This is a genomic window from Pseudomonas sp. TYF_14 (assembly GCF_043105275.1).
Taxonomy (GTDB): Bacteria; Pseudomonadota; Gammaproteobacteria; order Pseudomonadales; family Pseudomonadaceae; genus Aquipseudomonas; species Aquipseudomonas alloputida.
Map to the genome: position 1 here is coordinate 1 of NZ_JBICLK010000084.1, position 20726 is coordinate 20726.

14 protein-coding genes are annotated in these 20726 nt (G+C 58.5%); 1 reads left to right on the top strand and 13 read right to left on the bottom strand.

Annotated features, from left to right (window positions below; translation table 11 throughout):
- The coding region (locus ACF8O8_RS22350) for an acyltransferase family protein (RefSeq protein ID WP_392510499.1) at positions 1-776 on the top strand (776 nt) is incomplete at its 5' end.
- 97 nt (positions 777-873) lie between these two features.
- On the opposite strand, the gene ACF8O8_RS22355 is transcribed toward ACF8O8_RS22350, so the two are convergent.
- The 13 genes from ACF8O8_RS22355 to serC form a co-directional block, all read right to left on the bottom strand.
- Positions 874-5685 (bottom strand): glycosyltransferase, encoded by a 4812-nt coding sequence (locus ACF8O8_RS22355; protein ID WP_392510500.1) that lies wholly within the window; start codon positions 5683-5685, stop codon positions 874-876.
- A complete protein-coding gene (locus ACF8O8_RS22360) occupies positions 5682-6899 on the bottom strand; it encodes an ABC transporter ATP-binding protein (RefSeq protein WP_010952816.1) in 1218 nt (405 codons plus the stop codon). The genes ACF8O8_RS22355 and ACF8O8_RS22360 overlap by 4 nt, the downstream gene beginning before the upstream one ends.
- On the bottom strand, positions 6896-7690 hold the full coding sequence (locus ACF8O8_RS22365; protein WP_010952815.1) for an ABC transporter permease: 795 nt from the start codon (positions 7688-7690) through the stop codon (positions 6896-6898). Before ACF8O8_RS22365 ends, ACF8O8_RS22360 begins: the two co-directional genes overlap by 4 nt.
- A 2-nt stretch (positions 7691-7692) precedes the next feature.
- On the bottom strand, positions 7693-9054 hold the full coding sequence (locus ACF8O8_RS22370; RefSeq protein ID WP_392510523.1) for a phosphomannomutase: 1362 nt from the start codon (positions 9052-9054) through the stop codon (positions 7693-7695).
- Positions 9055-9184: 130 nt separating this feature from the next.
- Positions 9185-10627 carry a mannose-1-phosphate guanylyltransferase/mannose-6-phosphate isomerase gene (locus ACF8O8_RS22375; RefSeq protein ID WP_020192382.1) on the bottom strand — a complete coding sequence of 481 codons (1443 nt, stop codon included), beginning with the start codon at positions 10625-10627 and terminating at the stop codon, positions 9185-9187.
- A 327-nt stretch (positions 10628-10954) separates the two neighbouring features.
- Positions 10955-12388: an MBL fold metallo-hydrolase RNA specificity domain-containing protein gene (locus ACF8O8_RS22380; protein WP_392510524.1), complete on the bottom strand. Its 1434-nt coding sequence runs from the start codon at positions 12386-12388 to the stop codon at positions 10955-10957.
- Positions 12389-12490: 102 nt separating this feature from the next.
- A complete protein-coding gene (locus ACF8O8_RS22385) occupies positions 12491-12754 on the bottom strand; it encodes a lipopolysaccharide assembly protein LapA domain-containing protein (RefSeq protein ID WP_392510501.1) in 264 nt (87 codons plus the stop codon).
- Positions 12755-12773: 19 nt separating this feature from the next.
- Positions 12774-13076: an integration host factor subunit beta gene (gene ihfB, locus ACF8O8_RS22390; RefSeq protein ID WP_010952810.1), complete on the bottom strand. Its 303-nt coding sequence runs from the start codon at positions 13074-13076 to the stop codon at positions 12774-12776.
- A gap of 476 nt (positions 13077-13552) precedes the next feature.
- Positions 13553-15229 carry a 30S ribosomal protein S1 gene (gene rpsA / locus ACF8O8_RS22395; protein WP_003252673.1) on the bottom strand — a complete coding sequence of 559 codons (1677 nt, stop codon included), beginning with the start codon at positions 15227-15229 and terminating at the stop codon, positions 13553-13555.
- Between the two features lie 124 nt (positions 15230-15353).
- On the bottom strand, positions 15354-16031 hold the full coding sequence (gene cmk / locus ACF8O8_RS22400; RefSeq protein WP_003252672.1) for a (d)CMP kinase: 678 nt from the start codon (positions 16029-16031) through the stop codon (positions 15354-15356).
- Between the two features lie 5 nt (positions 16032-16036).
- The gene (locus tag ACF8O8_RS22405) at positions 16037-18244 is read right to left on the bottom strand and encodes a bifunctional prephenate dehydrogenase/3-phosphoshikimate 1-carboxyvinyltransferase (protein WP_392510525.1); all 2208 of its coding nucleotides are present in this window, start codon (positions 18242-18244) and stop codon (positions 16037-16039) included.
- A gap of 197 nt (positions 18245-18441) precedes the next feature.
- The gene (pheA, locus tag ACF8O8_RS22410) at positions 18442-19536 is read right to left on the bottom strand and encodes a prephenate dehydratase (protein WP_003252669.1); all 1095 of its coding nucleotides are present in this window, start codon (positions 19534-19536) and stop codon (positions 18442-18444) included.
- Between the two features lies 1 nt (position 19537).
- Positions 19538-20623, bottom strand: coding sequence for a 3-phosphoserine/phosphohydroxythreonine transaminase (gene serC / locus ACF8O8_RS22415; protein ID WP_010952806.1), 1086 nt, complete (start codon positions 20621-20623; stop codon positions 19538-19540).
- Positions 20624-20726 lie beyond the last annotated feature (103 nt).

Below are 20726 nucleotides of genomic sequence, written 5' to 3' on the forward strand. Positions count from 1 at the left end.
TCGTTACCTTTATGGCCGTTGCCGGGCTGCAATGGGCGTATTCGGGTGGCCGCGACGGCTACTTCGTCTACCCATTCAACGACGCGTATCACGCACTCCTGAACCTGTTGATGGTACCTGCCTGGGGGCTGGAAAAAGGCTGGTCGTTCAATGCCCCGTTCTGGTCTGTGTCGGTGGAAGTATTGCTGTATGCGGCATTTTTCCTGATCTGTCTTTGCCGCCGCTGGAAATGGCCCTTGACCGTTATGGCCCTGGCGCTGGGCAGCTACCTGTACCCTGAGGTGTACAAGCTGGGCAGTGGCGTGCTGTGCTTCTTCATTGGCGGCGTCACCTATAGCGTGCTCAATCAGCTAAGGCGGTGGGCAGGTGATACCGGCACTGTCGTGGCCACTGTGCCGCTGTGTATTGCAAGCTGGGTTTGGTTGGTTCACAGGGCTGACGCGCTGAACGGTACCGTGCTGCTGTACGTGTGCTACCCGCTACTAGTGGCGGCGCTGGCTGCCCTGGGCTTCCGCTGGCATGGGCTGGCACGGCACTGGGGTTGGCTCGGGGACATCAGCTACGCATCCTACCTCACCCACTTCCCGCTGCAGATCCTCTTCGCCATAGGCTTCGACGCGCTGGCCTTGCCACGTACGGTGTTCTACCAGGGATGGGTCATGCTGCTGTTCTTTTCCATCCTTATCCCGCTAAGCCTGTTGACCCACAGCTGGCTGGAACGCCCGGCTCAACGCTATCTGCGCCAGCGTCGCCAGGCTGTGCCCGTAGCCGGATAAGCGCGTTTACTGCGTGCCTCATACAAGTCATATGGCAAAAGCCCTGCAGTGCGGCTGCGCCGCACTGCAGGGCTCATGGATGGCCAAGCGTACGCAATCAGTGCGCTTGAGCAGGCGCCTTATGCTTCAGCTGAGTATTTTCCGTAACATCCAACACCAGGCGTTTTAGTTCAGCTGCACTTTCACTCCAATGTAGCCAAGGCATCTCATCCGACAGCGGCTGGGCACCTTGCTCGAACAGCTCCAGCCACTGCTTCATGGCGTGAGCCAGCTCATCCGCGGACACGCCCTGAAAGTAATAGGCAAACTCCCCCGCTACTTCGCGGAACACAGGGATATCCCGCGCAATGATGGGCAGTTTGTGCTGCGCAGCTTCAATCAACGGTAAGCCAAAGCCTTCGGCCTCCGAGGCGGCGATCAACGCACAGCTGGCGCTATAGAGTTCGGTCAGGTCGGCATCGCTCAACCCTTGCAGCCAGAACAAGCGCTTGCCCAATTGTGGGTGCGCACGCAGGTGCTGGACCAACTGCTCGACGGCCCAGCCTTCCTTGCCAACCAGCACCAGGTTCACCTCTACACCCTGGGCCCACAGCACATCAAACGCAGCCAAAGTCTGTGCATGGCCTTTGCGTGGCTCAAGCGTACCCACCATAAGGAATGTGGGCACCGCTTTCAATTGGTCAATGAACGTATCTTCCAGCGTAGAGCTGCCTTGGCCTTGAACCTCTTCGATATCAGCCCCCAGGTGGAAATGACTGATGGACGGCATCACACGCCCGCCACCGTGCTGCTGCAACCAGACTTTAACGTCAGCAGCCACCGCAGACGAGATCGCCACAACCCCATCGGCATATTGGCTGATAGAACGCATCCAGTTGTTGAAGGCGCCATCAATACCGGGGTAGGCAAACCTTGAGTGCAACAACGGGATCAGGTCATAAACCACAAAGTGGATACCCACGCCTGCACGGCGCATGCGCTCGAGCTCGCCATCAAACTCGGGGAACAAATGCGCGCTCAGGTCCAACCCCAGGAACACATCCCCCGCCGAGTACTCAATCGGGCATTCGCTCAAGCTGGCCACATAGGCACTGGAGCCTGGATATCCACTTGCAACCCTATACCCTTTGCCGGTAACGCCAAATACCGGGATTACCTGGTAATCAACACCCTCACCGCGCTGAAATTCATTGATTACCCGCTTCACGACGCGCTGAATACCAGTCTTAGCATCGCGGAAGTACAGCTCGGACACATCCACCAGCAACTTCTTCGGTGCTGCCGGGCTGATTCCCGGGCTGAGTCGGCGGTGCTTTTCCACAATCGGGGCTAGGTGGTTGTTTTCGAACAACAGTGCCTGCACGGTAGCGCTCAGGCGGGCAGAAACCCGCTCCCAACTGCGGTCGTCAATCCATCGCTCCTGTCGCGCCACCAACGCCTGAGCCTTGTCCGGGTTGCGTTCAAGCTCTGCGATCGACGCCACGATGTCCGCAGCGTGGCTACCGGTCATCTGCAAGGTGGCTTCAGCCATGTCCGAGAAGATATGGATCGGGCTCACCAGCACCGGCTTGAGGGTGGTAATGCCGATCGTTACCGCACCGCTGGCGCTTTCTTGTGTTTCCTTGTAGGGGAAGATCACGTAATCCGCTGCGCTCATCAGGCGCAGGCACTCCTTGATGGGGCGGAAATCGGTAACCCAGGTGATCTTGTCATCCACACCAAGCTCAACCGCCCTGGCCCGGTAAGCATCCAGTGTCTGTTCGCTGCGCGCATCAAGGATGGAGTGCAAACCGAGCATGTGAACATTGCGGCCTGTTTCTTGCGCCAACGGCAGAATGGTCTCGATCAGCGTGTCGATACCCTTGTGGGCAAGAATGAAGCCGAAACACGAAATGACCAGGTCATCCTGAGCGATACCCAACTCATCGCGGACATCCGCCGGCTGCACGTCAGTGAGCGGAGAGATAACACCGTGCGCCATCATCATGACGTTGGCGGCCAGGCCCAGCACCAATAGGTTATTCAGGTCTTCAGGCTTGTGGACGATGATGCGGTCAAGCTTGTGCAGCGAACGTACGGCCCTCTCGGAAAGGCGGTGGTCGGTAATCAACGGCTGCGTAGAGTGCAGTTCAAGCACCACAACCTTGCCCTGATCGTGCAAGTGCGCCAGACGCTCGCAAACTTCATCATTGAGGGCGAAAAGGCTCGGCTGATGCTGCACCAAAACAACATCAGCATCGGCACAGCCCTCGTTGGCCAACACCTTGCACATCGATTTGGCGTCGGAAAGCCTCCAGGCAGGCTGATAGACATCGGAGGTTGTGTCTGTGGTGCGCTCATCGCAGTAGATGCGAACGTCGTAATCGTCCTGCTTGAACTCACTGAGCAATGCCTGAGTGTATTCAGCAATGCCGCATTTGGTTGCCCAAGGAGAAACCACCACCAGTTTGGTCTTGCTGGCGGCGGCCGCCGGCATTTCGTGTTTGAGCCAGTTGGCACTGGCTAAAACCGCCTGCGCACTCTGCTCCCAAGTGTAGATGCTGCGAACAAGTTCAATGCCTTGGCGCCGGCGCTGCTCGAGTGCATCGTCGCCTTCGACGATTTTGCCGCGCAGTTCGCCCATCTTGAGGGCCAAGGTATGCTTGTCCGGTTCGACCCAGCATGAATTGGCCGCACCCAAGTGGCTGCCCGACTTGGCAAACAAGAACGGCAGCAGCTCGGCAGTGCCAAGCGTGCAGAAATCAACATGCGCACCAAAGCCGGTGACGATTACCGGCAACCCCATTGCCAGCGCTTCAGCCGCTGGTAAGTTGAAGCCTTCACCACGCGTTGGCAGCACCAGCGTGTGGGCGGAACGATACAACGCGATAATGCCTTGGTCGTCCATAGGGCTTTCGTCAACCACGATCGATGGCATGTCTTGCCGATCAGCCGAGAGGTTGGCGATCAATTCATGTACGCGGTTATGTGGGTTGGGGAACGTCTTGATGTACAGCTCGACGTTATCGGCGCTGGAGAAAGCCTCGGCAAAGGCCTCAAGCAGCACGTCAGGGCCTTTGCGCTCAAACATCGACGATACATGCAAAAATCGGAACCGTTGCCCGGCAGCGGGACGAATATCGGTAATCGGTGCCACTTCATTGGTAATGATGTGATCTACCCCGACAGGGCAGATGACCACCGGTACTTCACAGCCAGAATCGTGCAACACTTTCTTTACGAAAGAAGCGGCCACGATAACAGCATCGAAGTTTTCGTTAATGAAGCTGATGGTCTCGTACGGGATTGCGGTTTCTTCCCAGAAGAAGATGACCAGGCGCATGCCAGCGCCTTTCAGGTCCTTGATCATGGGGTAGTGATGAACAATCGACAGCACTTCCCCTTCCAACGCTTCATCCAACGGTTGGCCTATTGCATTTGTCAGCCGCTGCTGGAAGGCTGGTATCTCGATGACATTGTCGTACGCCTTACCATGGTAGGGCTGGAACGCGAGCTTGCCCTCCAGCATGTCGAACAACGCCACACCCAGGCCGCGGTTGACGATGGCGAGGCTGTAATGGCCTTCGATATGCCCCGTGATCCGCACGGCATTAAACGCCGGTGCGACAGCCTCGTCCTTCAGGTAATAGCCTTCAGGCAGCAGCGGCGCTTTGGGATATACGGCAAAACTTACCCTCGAGTAATCTACTGCCTGGAACCCGACGTGGCCCATGGCCGCCGATGCGAACGCACCGCCACCAATAAGCCCGCGGTTCTGAGCGAACAGTTTCAACTGATGGTGCAGCTTGGGGAATTTGCGCAGCAACTGGTTGGCATTGTGTCGCAGCACCTGGTTGCCGAGTACCGACCGAATCATCCTGATGGCAAGCGGCCTGGCTGTGCGTTTGACGATAGCTACCAGCGATTTGGCCTGTTGCTTATCGATCCAGGCTTGCGTCGCCGCCATACGCTCATCAGCAAGAGCCAGCCGTTGCTGGGTATCGGACAGATGGTGGTTCAGGCCGTTCACCACTTGCTTGAGGCTCTCCAGTTCGGCGCGGTGACGCTCGACTTCCTGGCTCAAATCCACAAGGGCTGCCTGGTGCTGACCCAGCTCCAGGTTAACTTGCGACAATGCCGAATGGCAGCTTTCGACGCTTTCGCCCACTTGCTGGAAGTTGCTAGCCAGCCTTTCTTCATAGCGCTCAGCCAGGTCCTCAAGGGTCACCCCATACTCAGCATCGAAGGCGCTGGCGAAGGCCGAAAGTGTCGGCTCCGGGGCATCTTTCTGAGCAATTACCGCGTAGTCTGGGCTTACACCGCTGAGCACATTCAGCAGGCGCATGTCCTCGTGTGCGGGTAGTGGTGAGAGCTCTTGCAACCGCACGAGTTTGCTACGACCAAAGCCTTCGTATTCCGCCAAAAAGCTCAGTAGCAGGTTGGGGATAGGCTTTTCATGGCTGGGGTCGAGGTAAAAGCTGTTGGTCCCCACCATGAGGTTTTCGGCGTTGGGGGTTTCCAGTATCAGCAGCCCGCCGGGCTTGAGTACTCTAAGCGCCTGCCCTACCAGCTGTTGCAAAACCGGGAACGGGACATGTTCGGCAATGTGGAACCCGGACACCAGCACCTGGCTGGCGTCGGCCAACGATTTAAGCTTGGCAACGGCGTCGGCATTTTCAACGGCATAACCCTCGATCCGGCATTGCTCCAGCATGCCGTCATCCAGGTCTACGCCAACTGCATTGAAGCCCTCCCCGGCCAGTACACCCAACCACTCGCCACGGCCACAGCCCAAGTCAATCGCACGATGCTCGTCATCCAGTGCCAACAGCGGATGAAGGAACGGCATATACACCTGCAGCCGCTCGGTGATCAGTTTCGTGGAGCCACGGTAGCGATCCTCGAAAGCGCGATAGAAAGGTTTTTTCACCGGATGCACTCCACAGCTGTTGGAACCCAAGCCATGCCGACAAATTGGGGCTTTGAGGTATTGACCACGTTGAACACCAACGCCAGGTCTCGCCATTCGTAATTGCTGCCGATGTGCACCTCATTGGCATGCAAGGCAACCGCTACAGAATAGGAACCAGGCCCCAGATTCATCTCGAAGTCGAAGCGGTACTCCAGTTTTTCACCGGTTTCAAGCGCCTTCTGGGCTTTGCCCAAGTGGTGGGTATTGGTACCGAAAACATGTTGGCCTAAACGGTCCTTGATCACGTAGCCGACTACAAGCTCAGGGATCGGCGCGTGCACCTCTACTTGCACGCTCAGGGTCACTTTGTCACCCACAGCCACGAACTCGACAGGCGTGCCTTGCATGTCGTACAAAGCAACGGTACCGATAGTTGCCTCGCCGCTGCCCGACTGCGTCTGCACGGTGCCATCAGCCAGTTGCTTGACTTGCACGGTGCTGTTTTCTTTCTCGGCAATCAGGGCATTGTAATAATCCATGACCTGCTCTGGTGGCCCATCCTTGATGATGGAACCGTTTTCCAGAAGCAAGGCCCGGCTGCACAGCGATTGGATGGCGCCACGATCATGTGACACTATCAAAAGCGATGTTCCCAGCCGCTGGAACTCACGGATGCGCTCAAAACTCTTGTGCTGGAAATAGCTGTCCCCTACTGACAGCGCCTCATCGACGATAAGGATTTCTGGACGGAACGCAGTCGCCACGGCAAATGCGACGCGCATTTGCATACCGCTGGAATAGGTACGCACTGCCTCATCAAAGTACTCGCCAATCTCGGCAAAGGCTTCAATGTCATCAATGACATCATTGATCTGCTGTACATCGAAACCCATCAGACCCGCAGCGTGGTACACGTTCTGGCGGCCACTGAGCTCTGGATTGAAACCCATGCCCAGCTCCAGAATGGCTGCGATTCGGCCATTGACCTGCACTCGACCCTGGGTCGGCTGCAACGTCCCGGTGATCATCTTCAGCAAGGTGGACTTGCCGGCGCCATTTTGCCCGATAATGCCGATGGCTTCGCCGGGTTCAATTGCAAAGTTGATGTGTTTCAACACCCAGTGTTCACTGCTTGCCTTAGTGGGCAAAAAGAACCAGTGGGCGATTCGTTGCAGTTCCGAACGGTACGTTTTGTAGGCTTTGCCCACATCACTGACACTCAAAAGGCTCATAGTACATCCACCATTTCAGGCACAGACCGACGAAACAGGAACAGGCCAAGCAACAACAGACCAAAGGAAATCCCGGTCATGACAACCGCCTGACTCAAATCAGGCGCTTTAGCGTACAGGAGTACGTCGTGATAGGCAGTAACAATGGGATACATGGGGTTAAAACTAAGGGTGGCCCGAAGGTGTTCAGGTATCACATTGACCATGTAAACGATTGGGGTAAACCAGAACAACACCTGCAGCACGATGGGCACTACCTGACCGACATCCCGCAGAAAAACATTGAGAATACCCAACACTAGGCCAATGCCAACGCTTAATGCAACGACGATCATCACCAACGGGATTAGCCAAAGTATCTGCAGCGTCGGATAGTGGCCAAGTAATGAGAAAACCAGCATCACTGCTGCGAACAACAAGACATTGTTCAGCAAACACGAGCCCACCACGATAACCGGTAGCGTAATACGCGGAAAGCGCATCTTTTTCATAATATTGCCCTGCTCGATAAATAGCGTCAGGCACCGACTGACGATCTCGGCAAACAGGTTCCAGGCCAGAATGCCGGCCATCAGGTACAAGGCATAAGCGTATTTATTGTCAATGCCTGGCAGCTTCGCGGCCAGTACGTTGGACAGGATCAGCGCATAGATGGCGACCTGGGCCAGGGGATGAATAATCATCCACAGCCCGCCCAGTTTGCTTCGCGCAAAGCGTGAAATGAATTCGTTCTTGATTGAAGAGATAATGAAGCCTCGATAGCTCCATATACCTTTGATCATGCCAAACATAATTAACCTCTGATTAAGCCGGCGATTTGTGCAACCTGGCGCTCAACCAAAGCCTGATCGCCTCGGCTCTCGACATTGAGGCGCAGCAATGGCTCGGTGTTGGACCCACGCAGGCTGAAACGCCAGTCAGCGAACTCTACGCTGATACCGTCGGTGCGGTCGATGCTGGGGTTTCGCGGCAAGTAGTGAGCAAGAATCTTCTCGATAGTGTCTTTAACATCCTCCACTTCGTAGTTGATTTCGCCACTGCACGGGAACGCTGCAATACGTTCGTCCACCAGTTGCCCCAGGCTTTTGCCCGTTACGCTCATCAACTGAGCGACCAGGAGCCAAGGGATGTTACCGCTGTCGCAGTAGGCAAAGTCACGGAAGTAATGGTGGGCGCTCATTTCGCCGCCATATACAGCATCTTCGGCGCGCATACGCTCTTTTATGAAGGCATGGCCGGTCTTGCTCTGGATTGCCACTCCCCCTGCTTCTTCGACCTGTTTGATGGTGTTCCAGGTCAGGCGCGGGTCGTGAATGATTTTGCTGCATGGGTGCTTGGCCAGCAGCATTTCAGCCAACAGGCCAACTACATAGTAGCCCTCGATGAAACGCCCCTGATTGTCGAAGAAGAAGCAGCGATCGAAATCACCATCGAAGGCAATACCCATGTCTGCACCGGTATCCAGGACAGCTTGGCGTGTAAGGTCACGGTTTTCCGGTAGCAGCGGGTTGGGGATGCCATTAGGGAAGTTGCCATCTGGTTCCCCATTGATAACAGTGAGCTTCAGTGGCAGGCGCGCCTTCAACAACTCCAGCACCGGGCCGACAGCACCATTACCCGGATCCGCCAGCACTTTCAATGGCTTGAGGGTAGCCAGGTCCACATAGGTCAGCAGGTGGTCGATGTAAGCGCTTTTGTCGGACGCCAGGCGAACACTGCCTGCGGCCGGGGCTGCGGTCCCCAAATCACCGGATTCCACCCGCTGGCGAATATCCTTGAGGCCCGTGTCACCACTGATAGGTCGCGACTGCTCGCGCACCAGTTTCATGCCGTTATAGCCTTTGGGATTATGGCTGGCGGTTACCATAATGCCACCGTCGGCCTGATAGTGGCTGGTAGCGAAGTACACTTCCTCGGTGCCACAAAGGCCAATATCTATAACGTCGGCGCCGCCTTCAGTAAGGCCCCTCATCAATGCTTGGGAAAGAGTCGGACTTTCCAAGCGCATGTCACGACCTACCACGTAGCTGCGCCCACCCAGCTCAGCCACCAAGGCACGACCAATACGATAGGCAATATCCTCATTGAGATCAGCCGGCACTTGGCCGCGAATGTCATAGGCTTTGAAGCAGCGGGTCTGAATGGGTGGGTACATACATCTCACTTGTATACGGCGCCGCTTGAGCGAACACCATTCGAAAAAGGGGAAAGTCGGCGACAGGCTTGCCGAGCGAAATCGACCCCGCGCTTGGATCAGGCCCACGGGGTCGACTGGAGAGGCTGGATCAGGCGTCGCAACGACCGTAGTTATCCTCGAAGCGAACGATATCGTCTTCGCCCAGGTAGTCGCCGCTTTGAACTTCGATCAGCACTAGGTCGATTACACCCGGGTTCTGCAAACGGTGCTTGTGACCCGCCCGAATGAACGTGGATTCGTTCGTGTTGAGCATCAGTTCCTGATCATCATTGACCACCACGGCCATACCGCTCACCACAATCCAGTGCTCACTGCGGTGGTGATGCATCTGCAGGGACAGCGACGCCTTGGGCTTGACCACAATGCGTTTGATCTTGAAGCGCTCACCATCTTCCAAGGTGGTGTAAGTACCCCAGGGGCGGTGCACTGTTTGATGCAGTAAATGGGCGGTGTGACCATCATTCTTCAAGCGCTTGACGATATGTTTCACGTCCTGAGCGTGGTCTTTATGAGCAATCAGCAGTGCATCCGGCGTGTCTACCACCAGCAAGTCCTGAACACCTACCAGCGCAGCCAGGCGGTCTTCGGTGCTGACATAGTTGTTGCTCGCCCCGTAAGCCATCACTTCGCCGTCGAAGCGGTTGCCATGCTCATCCGGCAGGGTCAGTTCGCTGACAGCATTCCACGAGCCAATATCGCTCCACCCGATATCGCACGGAATGGTCGCCACTTTACTCGAGCGTTCCATCAAGGCGTAATCGATGGAGATGTCCGGCACGCTGGCGAAGCACTCTGCATCCAGAGCCAGGCAGCTATAGCCTTTGGAGGTAGAGCGGCGCGAGGCTTCGAGGGTACGCTCGACAGCTTCAAGCACATCAGGAGCGTAAGCCCTGAACTGCTCGATCACAGTGCCAACCTGGAAGCAGAACATGCCGGCGTTCCAGAAATAGTTGCCAGCAGCGACATAGGCCTCAGCGGTTTTGGCGTCGGGTTTTTCGACGAAACGCTCGACTCTTAGCCCACCTTCGAGCACACCGCCAGCCGCAGCCTCGATGTAGCCAAAGCCGGTTTCAGGGTATTGGGGTTTAATGCCGAATGTGACCAGCCAACCCTCGCCTGCCAGCTGAACGGCCTTGCTGACTGCTTCGGAAAAAGCCGCTTCGTTCTGGATCAGATGATCGGCCGCCAGCACGAGCATGTGCACTTGAGGGCCGTGGGACTGCAGAAGCTGCAATGCCGCAGCGGCCACGGCTGCGGCGGTATTGCGACCGAAGGGTTCGAGAATGTAACCCTGGCTGAGGTTCTGCTTGTTGATGGTGCGATATTCGTCCTCGGTCTTGAACAGCAATTCGCGGTTGGTGACCGTAAGGATTTCAACCACACCGTTCAGGTCGGCGGCTCGCAGGAAAGTCTTCTGGATGAGGTTCTGACCGTCTGGCAGGGTCATGAACGGCTTGGGATGAGCCTCACGTGATACTGGCCACAGACGGCTACCAACGCCACCGGATAAAATTACCGGGATCAATTCCATATTTGAGTCCTTAACGGCCACTTGAAGTTTCAAACCTCAGGAAACCTACATGTATCTTAATATCTGACAGCCGCTGCGGTCGGGTGCAGCAGCAATAAATATACGCGCCCAGCGAGGCAATTCCTGGCCATCCAGGCTCCAGACCCGAGCTGAGGCTCGTAGAATACCAGAGTTTTTTTCATGTAGCTTGTCCCCCGAGGAGCGCCAGAGAGCGCATCTTCAGTCGGCTGTTCAACCGCCGTTTTAGCAACTGCACCGTCGGGCGGCGAAACTCAAATGGCAGGTTTGAGACAACTGCGCGCGTGAACGTTCAATGGCCAACCCGCTTTATTCAGGAATAATTACCTCAAAGCATGGGTTATGCGTTTCTCGGCGAGCCCTGAGAACTTGCTGCAAAATCAGCTTCGCACGCTGCTCCCCGTGCACCAACACAACCCGCCCCGGCACGCGCGACATTGCGTTGACAAAACCGACCAACCCCGCCTGATCAGCATGCCCCGAAAACCCACCCACCGTGACCACCTTCGCCCGAATTTCGTACATCTGCCCATCCAGATCAATCTGCACAAACCCTTCTGCCCCTTCACTCGCCTGGATTACCGCCCCCGGCGTCCCCTTGGTCTGATAGCCGACAAACATCACCTCATGCCGAGGATCCCCCAGCATGGCCTTGAGGTAATTGACGATGCGCCCACCCGAACACATGCCATTGCCGGCAATCACGATCGCCGGTCGCCCGGTACTCTTGAGGTAATTGACCACCTGCTGGTGGCGGGCATGGGTGTCAACACTGATCAATTGGCTGAAGCCGAGTGGATCGCGCCCGGCTGCAACACGCGCCCTGGCTTCTGCATTCCAATATTCGTGCAGCTCCCGGTACACGCGGGTGATGCGCTGAGCCAAGGGCGAATCGAGGATGATGGGCAACTGTGACCAGTCGATTGGCTCACCGTCCGGAGCCGGGCCGGTAGTCTTCAGCAGGGCTTTGCGGTGCAGAATGTCTTCCAGCTCGTACAACAGCTCCTGCGTGCGACCAAGACTGAATGCAGGAATCAGGAGGGTGCCCTTGTCGGCGAGGGCTCGGTCGATGGCGTCTTCCAGCCGCTGACGGCGGTCGCCTGCCTGTGGGTGCAGGCGGTCGCCGTAGGTGCTTTCCAGCACCAGCACGTCAGCACGCTCCGGGGGCTGCACCGGGCGCAGCAGCGGGTTGCAAGAAGCGCCCAGATCGCCCGAAAACACATACCGGCTGTTGGTTTGCTCATGCTGCATATCGCACTCGACATAAGCGGAACCCAGTAGATGCCCTGCACGCTGCAGGCGAATACGACAGGCAAGTCCAGGGCGCTCGATCACCGTGTGCCACTGCTCGAAGGGCAGCGGCACGATAAGATCACGGATGAAATCGAGATAGCGCGCCACCTGCGCAGGCTCGCTGCTGATGCTCAGCTTGTAGGCGTCCTCCAGCACCAGCGGTAGCAGCCGGGCCGAGGGCTCGCTGCACAGGATAGGACCACGGTAACCCGCTGCCAGCAGCGCAGGGATGCGCCCAACATGGTCGAGATGGACATGGGTGATGACCAGAGCCTGAATACCCTGGATATCAAAACCGAGGGGGGCGGATGCTGCACCGGGCGGCGCATCACTTCCCTGTTCCAGCCCGCAGTCGACCAGCAAACTGGTGGATGGGCCGAGGTGCAGCTGGTGACAGGACCCGGTGACACCCCGGGTACCACCGTGATGGGAAAGGCTGGGATATTCCATGCTGCGCACACTCGCCTGGACCGAAAATGAAGTGGACTATTACTCCATGACGACCGACGCATGCATAGGCGAACCTTTCTTTAGTAGGTGTAGGAAATTTCCTTAGTTGCCGTTCAATGCCGCCTCACGCGCAGAAGCCCTGATCTTGCGCTTGCTGCGCTGCACGCCGTAAGCCCCCAGCAACGGCCCGACTGCCAGGCCAATGACCAAGGCAGCCAATACCAGGACAGCAACCGGCATGGCGGGCGCAGCCCAACCGAACAGGACCAATGACACGGCTTGCTGGTTCTCCAGCACGAAGAACAACACCACAGCCGCCAATAGCAGCACGAACACCGCCGCCAGGGCGCGCTTGAGGTTACGCATCAGATTGCTCCTTGTGGAATCAGGTGTGGGCCTCTTCATGCTCGTCTTCATTGACCCGGTCACGCAACTCTTTGCCGGGTTTGAAGTGCGGCACGAACTTGCCTTCGAGGCTGACCGACTGGCCGGTCTTCGGGTTACGGCCTACGCGGGGGGCGCGATAGTGCAGCGAGAAGCTGCCAAAACCGCGGATCTCGATGCGATCGCCGGTAGCCAGGCATTGCGACATCTGCTCAAGCATGGTCTTGATGGCCAGCTCCACATCCTTGGACGAGAGCAGCCCCTGATGGGTGACAATACGTTCGATCAGCTCCGACTTCGTCATATTTTTCCCTTCGTTATCAAGCAGCTAGATCATTGCTTAACCAGTTTGTAGCACGCCGGGAAGGATTTGAACAGGGTGGATCTTGACTTAATAAAAAAATTCAAGATTGAAGTAATTCAAGAATGGTCTACCACTCAGGCAGGCCAGCGCCGCCTGATTCGCGGGCAAGCCCGCTCCTACAACGGGGTACGTCAGCCTGAGGCGAGTGTGATCCAGCGCCATCGGTGTAGGAGCGGGTTTACCCGCGAACACCGGCGAAGCCGGTGCCATCCACCGCGCCGCCTGATTCGCGGGCAAGCCCGCTCCTACAACGGGGTGCGTCGGCCTGAGGCGAGTGTGATCCAGCGCCATCGGTGTAGGAGCGGGTTTACCCGCGAACACCGGCGAAGCCGGTGCCATCCGCCGCGCCGCCTGATTGCGGAGCACAAAAAAAGGGCGACCCGAGGGTCGCCCTTTTATTACCGATCAAACAGAACTCAGTTCTGCTTGGCCATTGCTTCGCGCAGCAGCGCAGCCATGGTGGTGTCGGCAGCAGCTTCCGGAGCGTTTTTCAGGCTCTGGATAGCTTCGCGCTCTTCAGCGTCGTCTTTCGATTTGATCGACAGGCTGATAACGCGGGACTTGCGGTCAACGCTGATGATCTTGGCTTCGATCTCTTCGCCTTCCTTCAGAACGTTACGCGCGTCTTCAACGCGGTCACGGCTGATTTCGGAAGCTTTCAGAGTGGCTTCGATGTCGTCGGCCAGGGTGACGATGGCGCCTTTGGCGTCAACTTCTTTCACGATGCCCTTGACGATAGCGCCCTTGTCATTGACAGCAACGAAGTTGGAGAACGGATCGTCTTCCAGCTGCTTGATGCCCAGGGAGATGCGCTCGCGCTCTGGGTCAACCGACAGGATGACGGTTTCCAGCTCGTCGCCCTTCTTGAAACGACGAACGGCTTCTTCGCCGGTTTCGTTCCAGGAGATGTCGGACAGGTGAACCAGACCGTCGATGCCGCCGTCCAGACCAATGAAGATACCGAAGTCGGTGATCGACTTGATGGTACCGGTGATCTTGTCACCCTTGTTGAACTGGCCGGAGAAGTCTTCCCATGGGTTGGACTTGCACTGCTTGATGCCCAGGGAGATACGACGACGCTCTTCGTCGATGTCCAGAACCATGACTTCCACTTCGTCGCCAACCTGAACGACTTTCGACGGGTGGATGTTCTTGTTGGTCCAGTCCATTTCGGAAACGTGTACCAGACCTTCAACGCCTTCTTCCAGCTCAGCGAAGCAGCCGTAGTCGGTCAGGTTGGTAACGCGAGCCTGTACGCGAGTACCTTCTGGGTAACGGGCAGTGATAGCTACCCACGGATCTTCGCCCATCTGCTTCAGACCCAGCGAAACGCGGTTGCGCTCACGGTCGAACTTCAGAACGCGTACGTCGACTTCGTCGCCAACGTTAACGATTTCCGATGGGTGCTTGATGCGCTTCCAGGCCATGTCGGTGATGTGCAGCAGGCCGTCGATACCGCCCAGGTCCACGAATGCGCCGTAGTCGGTGAGGTTCTTGACGATACCTTTGACTTGCTGGCCTTCCTGCAGGGTTTCCAGCAGGGCTTCGCGCTCGGCGCTGTTCTCGGCTTCCAGCACGCTGCGACGGGAAACGACAACGTTGTTGCGCTTCTGGTCCAGCTTGATGACCTTGAATTCCAGCTCTTTGCCTTCCAGGTGGGTGGTGTCGCGCACTGGGCGGACATCAACCAGGGAGCCCGGCAGGAACGCACGGATGCCGTTAACGTCGACAGTGAAGCCGCCCTTAACCTTACCGTTGATAACGCCCTTGACCACTTCTTCGGCGGCGAAAGCTGCTTCCAGAACAATCCAGCACTCGGCGCGCTTGGCTTTTTCACGGGACAGCTTGGTTTCGCCAAAGCCGTCTTCGACCGCGTCCAGCGCAACGTGAACTTCGTCACCGACCTTGATGGTCAGCTCGCCAGCTTCGTTGTAGAACTGCTCGAGCGGGATGACGCCCTCGGACTTCAGGCCAGCGTGTACGGTAACCCAGTCGCCGTCGATGTCGACAACGATACCGGTGATGATCGCACCCGGCTGAAGATTGAGGGTTTTCAGGCTTTCTTCAAAGAGTTCTGCAAAGCTTTCGCTCATTTTAATTCCTGTAGATTCGGGCGAAACAGACGCCCATAACCACATTCCAGACAATGTGGGTTCGTTTTAAGTAAAGGAAAGCCGGCAGGACGTTGACTGGTGCCCCTGCCTGCTTTCCTGGCTATCAGATAAGGTCGCGCTGGGCGATCTCGCTTCTGATACGTTGCAACACCTGCTCGATGGACAACTCGGTAGAGTCCAACTGAATGGCATCGGCCGCTGGTTTCAGCGGGGCCACTGCACGTTGGGTGTCGCGTTCATCACGCGCACGAATCTCATCCAGCAGACTCGACAGACTAACATCTTCACCCTTGCCCTTCAACTGCAGGTAGCGGCGACGTGCGCGCTCCTCCGCGCTGGCGGTGAGGAAGACCTTCAATGGCGCATCCGGGAACACCACGGTACCCATGTCGCGACCGTCAGCAATCAGCCCCGGCACTTCGCGGAACTCACGCTGACGCACCAGCAGCGCATCACGCACTGCCGGCAGCGAGGCCACCATCGATGCACCGGCACCGACGGTTTCGGTACGGATGACGTTGCTGACGTCCTCACCCTCAAGGATGATCTGTTGCAGCTTACCGGGCTCGGCAGCGATGAACTGCACATCCAGATGGGCGGCAAGCTTGGTCAACAGCTCTTCGTTGGTCAGGTCGACGCCGTGGTTGCTGGCATTGAATGCCAGCAAGCGATACAGCGCGCCGGAGTCCAGCAGCTTCCAGCCCAGCTCGCGGGCAATCAGCCCGGCGACCGTGCCCTTGCCCGAGCCGCTTGGCCCGTCGATGGTGATAACCGGTGCCATTGAATTCACGACTTGCCCTCTTCTGCCACGCGAATCCCCACTTCGGCGCACAGCGCCAGGAAGTTGGGGAACGAGGTGGCGACGTTGGCGCAGTCGTGAATGCGAATCGGCGCACTGGCGCGCAGCGAAGCCACGCTGAAGGCCATGGCGATGCGGTGGTCACCATGCCCATGCACTTCGCCGCCGCCCATCTGGCCACCGTCGATGATGATGCCGTCCGGGGTCGGCTCGCACTTGATGCCCAAGGTGGTGAGGCCATCGGCCATCACCTGGATGCGGTCGGACTCCTTCACCCGCAGCTCTTCGGCGCCACGCAGCACGGTACGCCCTTCAGCGCAGGCAGCGGCCACGAACAAGACCGGGAATTCGTCGATGGCCAGCGGCACCAACGCTTCAGGAATGTCGATACCCTTCAGCTTGGCACCGCACACACGCAGGTCGGCCACGGGTTCGCCACCCACTTCACGCTGGTTTTCCAGGGTGATGTCGCCGCCCATCAGGCGCAGGATGTCGATCACGCCAGTACGGGTCGGGTTGATGCCGACATGCTCCAGCACCAGCTCGGAGCCTTCAGCGATAGAGGCTGCGACCAGGAAGAACGCTGCCGAGGAAATGTCTGCCGGCACTTCGATCCGGGTAGCGGTCAGCTTGCCACCGGACTGCAGCGAGGCCACCGGGCCATTGCTGTCGACCGAATAGCCAAAACCGCGCAGCATGCGCTCGGTGTGGTCACGGGTAGGCGCAGGCTCGGTGACAGTGGTCTTGCCTTCGGCGTACAGGCCGGCCAGCAGCAGGCAGGATTTGACCTGGGCGCTAGCCATCGGCAGCGTGTAGGTCAAGCCTTTGAGCTTGTGGCCACCGCGGATGGTCAGCGGCGGGCGGCCGTACGGGCCGGTCTCGACCACAGCACCCATTTCGCGCAGCGGGTTGGCCACACGGTTCATCGGGCGCTTGGACAGCGAGGCGTCACCGGTCATGGTGACATCGAACGGCTGACCGGCCAACAGGCCCGACAGCAGGCGCATCGAAGTACCGGAGTTACCTACGTACAGCGGCCCTGGTGGCGGCTTCAGGCCATGCAGGCCCACGCCGTGAATGGTCACACGACCGTGGTTGGGGCCTTCGATGACCACACCCATGTCACGGAATGCCTGCAGGGTCGCCAGCGCATCTTCGCCTTCGAGGAAGCCTTCGACCTCGGTAGTACCTTCGGCCAGCGAGCCGAGCATGATCGAGCGATGGGAAATCGACTTGTCGCCCGGTACACGGATCCGCCCGTTCAGGCGGCCACCCGGTTGGGCCTGGAAAATCAGATCGTTGGCGTTCATAGCGTCCACATAGGCCCGGCGGGCCAGGATTTTACTGAAATGCTCGCGGGCAACCCGTGCGCGGGTGAATACACCCAGCAGCTGGTGCCCATCCCCTTCAGCGATCGCGTCGCGCAGGGCGTCGAGATCACTGCGAAATGTATCAAGCGTGCGCAGGACAGCGTCGCGGTTGGCGAGGAAGATGTCATGCCACATGGTCGGATCGCTGCCGGCGATTCTTGTGAAATCGCGGAACCCACCCGCAGCGTACCGGAAGATCTCGAGGTTTTCATTGCGTTTGGCCAGTGAGTCGACCAGGCCAAAGGCCAGCAGGTGTGGCAGATGGCTGGTGGCGGCCAGTACTTCGTCATGGCGCTCGACAGACATGTGCTCCACATCGGCATCCAGCGTACGCCACAGGCGGTCAACCAGGGCCAGTGCGGCGGGGTCGGTTTCGGCCAGCGGCGTGAGGATGACCTTGTGCCGGCGGAACAAGGTGGCATTGGAGGCTTCTACCCCGCTCTGCTCGGAACCGGCAATGGGGTGGCCCGGGACGAAGCGCGGCAGGCGATCACCGAAGACGGCACGCGCTTCCCGCACGACGTTGCCCTTGGCGCTGCCGACGTCGGTGATGATTGCATCACCCAGGTCGAGCAGGGCCAGGCGCGCGAGGACTTTTTCCATGGCCAGGATCGGTACGGCCAGCTGGATGACATCGGCGCCCACACAAGCGGCGGCAAGGTCTTCTTCGCAGCGGTCGACCACGCCCAGGGCCACGGCCTGCTTGCGCGAGGGGGCGTCCAGGTCGACACCGACCACTTCGCGGCACAGGCCGCTTTCACGCAGGCCCTTGGCGAACGAGCCGCCGATCAGGCCTAGACCGACCACGACCAGGCGGTCGATGATGGGCGCGGGTTTGGTTTTTGCTGCATTTACCACTGGTGCGAACCCTGTTCAGAAATCTAGGTAGCCTGTGAGGGCCATTGGGGCCGCGGCGCGGCCCTTCGCGGGCTAGCCCGCTCCCACAGAGATCGGCATCACATGCTCACTGTGGGAGCGGGCATGCCCGCGAAGGGCTGCAAGGCAGCCCCAAGGCCCCTGAATCAAAGCACCGCCTTCGGATAAGAGCCCAGCACCTTCAGCGCCACAGCCTCCTGGCTGATCTGCTCGAGCACCGCCTTGATCAGCGGGTCGCGGTGGTGGCCGACGAAGTCGATGAAGAACACGTAGGTCCACTTGCCGCTGCGCGACGGGCGGGTCTCGATGCGGGTCAGGTCGATGCCGTTCTGATAGAACGGCACCAGCAACTCATGCAAGGCACCTGGCTTGTTGCTCATCGAAACGATGATCGAGGTCTTGTCGTCGCCGGTCGGCGGTACTTCCTGGTTACCGATCATCAGGAAGCGCGTGGAGTTGTCCGGGCGGTCTTCGATCTTCTCGGCCAGACGGGTCAGGCCGTACAGGTTGGCCGCCATATCGCCGGCGATCGCCGCCGAGTTCCACTCACCCTTGACCCGCTTGGCCGCTTCGGCATTGCTCGAAACGGCCACGCGCTCCACGTTCGGGTAGTGAGCGTCCAGCCACTTTCGGCACTGGGCCAGCGACTGGGCGTGGGAGTAGATGCGGGTGATGCTGTCGGTCTTGGTGTTCTCGCCCACCAGCAGGTGGTGGTGGATACGCAGCTCGACCTCACCGCAAATCACCATGTCATGCTCGAGGAAGCTGTCCAGGGTGTGGCTGACCGCACCTTCAGTGGAGTTTTCCACCGGCACCACACCGAAGTTGACGGCACCGGCCGCCACTTCACGGAACACTTCGTCGATGGCCGCCATCGGCCGACTGATCACCGCGTGGCCGAAGTGTTTCATGGCCGCCGCCTGGGTGAAGGTACCTTCAGGGCCGAGGTAGGCGATTTTCAGCGGCTCTTCCAGGGCCAGGCACGACGACATGATTTCGCGGAACAGCCGCGCCATCTCTTCGTTGCCCAGCGGGCCCTTGTTGCGTTCCATCACGCGCTTGAGCACCGCAGCTTCACGCTCGGGACGGTAGAACACCGGCTTCTCGCCTTCTTTCAGCGAGGCAGTCTTGACCCGGGCCACTTCTTCGGCGCAGCGGGCGCGGTCGCTGATCAGCTCGAGAATTTTCTCGTCGAGGCTGTCGATGCGTACGCGCAGCGCCTTGAGCTCCTGTTCGGACATGTCAGCCATGCTCCTTCTCGAATTCAGCCATGTAGCCTACCAGCGCTTCTACCGCTTCCAGGCCCAGGGCGTTGTAGATGGAGGCGCGCATGCCGCCAACCGAACGGTGGCCCTTGAGGTTGAGCAGGCCACGCGCGTCGGCGCCAGCGAGGAAGGCCTTGTCCAGGCGCTCGTCAGCCAGGCGGAACGGCACGTTCATCCACGAACGGGCGTTGACGCTGATCGGGTTGGTGTAGAACTCGCTGCGATCGATGAAGCCGTAAAGGCGGTCTTTCTTGGCACGGTTGCGCTGCTCCATGGCCTCGACACCGCCCTGCTCTTTCAGCCACTCGAAGACCAGGCCCGAGAGGTACCAGGAGTAGGTGGCCGGGGTGTTGTACATCGAGCCGTTGTCAGCCGAAACCTTGTAGTCGAGCATGGTCGGGCAGCTGCTGCGGGCATGGCCCAACAGGTCTTCGCGCACGATCACCACCACCAGGCCGCTTGGGCCGATATTCTTCTGCGCGCCGGCGTAGATCAGGCCGAACTGCGACACATCGATCGGGCGCGAGAGGATGTCGGACGACATATCGACCACCAGCGGCACGTCACCAGTTTGCGGCACCCAGTCAAACTGCAGGCCACCGATGGTCTCGTTGGACGCATAGTGCACGTAGGCTGCGTTTTTGGTCAGGTTCCACTCGTTCTGACCGGGGATGGCCAGGTAGTCGTAAGGCTTGGCAGTGGCGGCGACGTTGACGTTGCCGAAACGGCGCGCTTCCTCGATGGCCTTTTTCGACCAGATGCCGGTTTCGATGTAGTCGGCCGTGCCGTTTTCCGGCAGCAGGTTCAGCGGGATTTCAGCGAACTGCTGGCTGGCGCCGCCTTGCAGGAACAGCACCTTGTAGTTGGAGGGGACGGACAGCAGGTCACGCAGGTCTTGCTCGGCCTTTTCGGCGATGGCCACGTAATCGTCGCTGCGATGGCTCATTTCCATCACCGACAACCCCTTGCCACGCCAGTCCAGCATCTCGGCCTGTGCGCGCTGCAGGACAGCGTCAGGAAGCGCGGCAGGGCCTGCGCAGAAGTTAAAGGCTCGTTTGCTCACATCCACTCTCGCTCTGCCAAATAGAACAAAATCGTAATTCGGTGGCCACATTCCATGCAGGATCGGTGGCGCCTGCATCGCGGGCAAGCCCGCTCCTACACAG

Coding starts and splice junctions, on each gene's coding strand:
- ihfB (WP_010952810.1), bottom strand. CDS start 13,076: ATGACGAAGTCGGAGCTGATCGAACGTATTGTCACCCATCAGGGGCTG.
- ACF8O8_RS22375 (WP_020192382.1), bottom strand. CDS start 10,627: ATGGAATTGATCCCGGTAATTTTATCCGGTGGCGTTGGTAGCCGTCTG.
- ACF8O8_RS22380 (WP_392510524.1), bottom strand. CDS start 12,388: ATGGAATATCCCAGCCTTTCCCATCACGGTGGTACCCGGGGTGTCACC.
- rpsA (WP_003252673.1), bottom strand. CDS start 15,229: ATGAGCGAAAGCTTTGCAGAACTCTTTGAAGAAAGCCTGAAAACCCTC.
- pheA (WP_003252669.1), bottom strand. CDS start 19,536: ATGTCCGAACAGGAGCTCAAGGCGCTGCGCGTACGCATCGACAGCCTC.
- ACF8O8_RS22360 (WP_010952816.1), bottom strand. CDS start 6,899: ATGAGCCTTTTGAGTGTCAGTGATGTGGGCAAAGCCTACAAAACGTAC.
- ACF8O8_RS22365 (WP_010952815.1), bottom strand. CDS start 7,690: ATGTTTGGCATGATCAAAGGTATATGGAGCTATCGAGGCTTCATTATC.
- ACF8O8_RS22385 (WP_392510501.1), bottom strand. CDS start 12,754: ATGCGTAACCTCAAGCGCGCCCTGGCGGCGGTGTTCGTGCTGCTATTG.
- ACF8O8_RS22370 (WP_392510523.1), bottom strand. CDS start 9,054: ATGTACCCACCCATTCAGACCCGCTGCTTCAAAGCCTATGACATTCGC.
- cmk (WP_003252672.1), bottom strand. CDS start 16,031: ATGGCACCGGTTATCACCATCGACGGGCCAAGCGGCTCGGGCAAGGGC.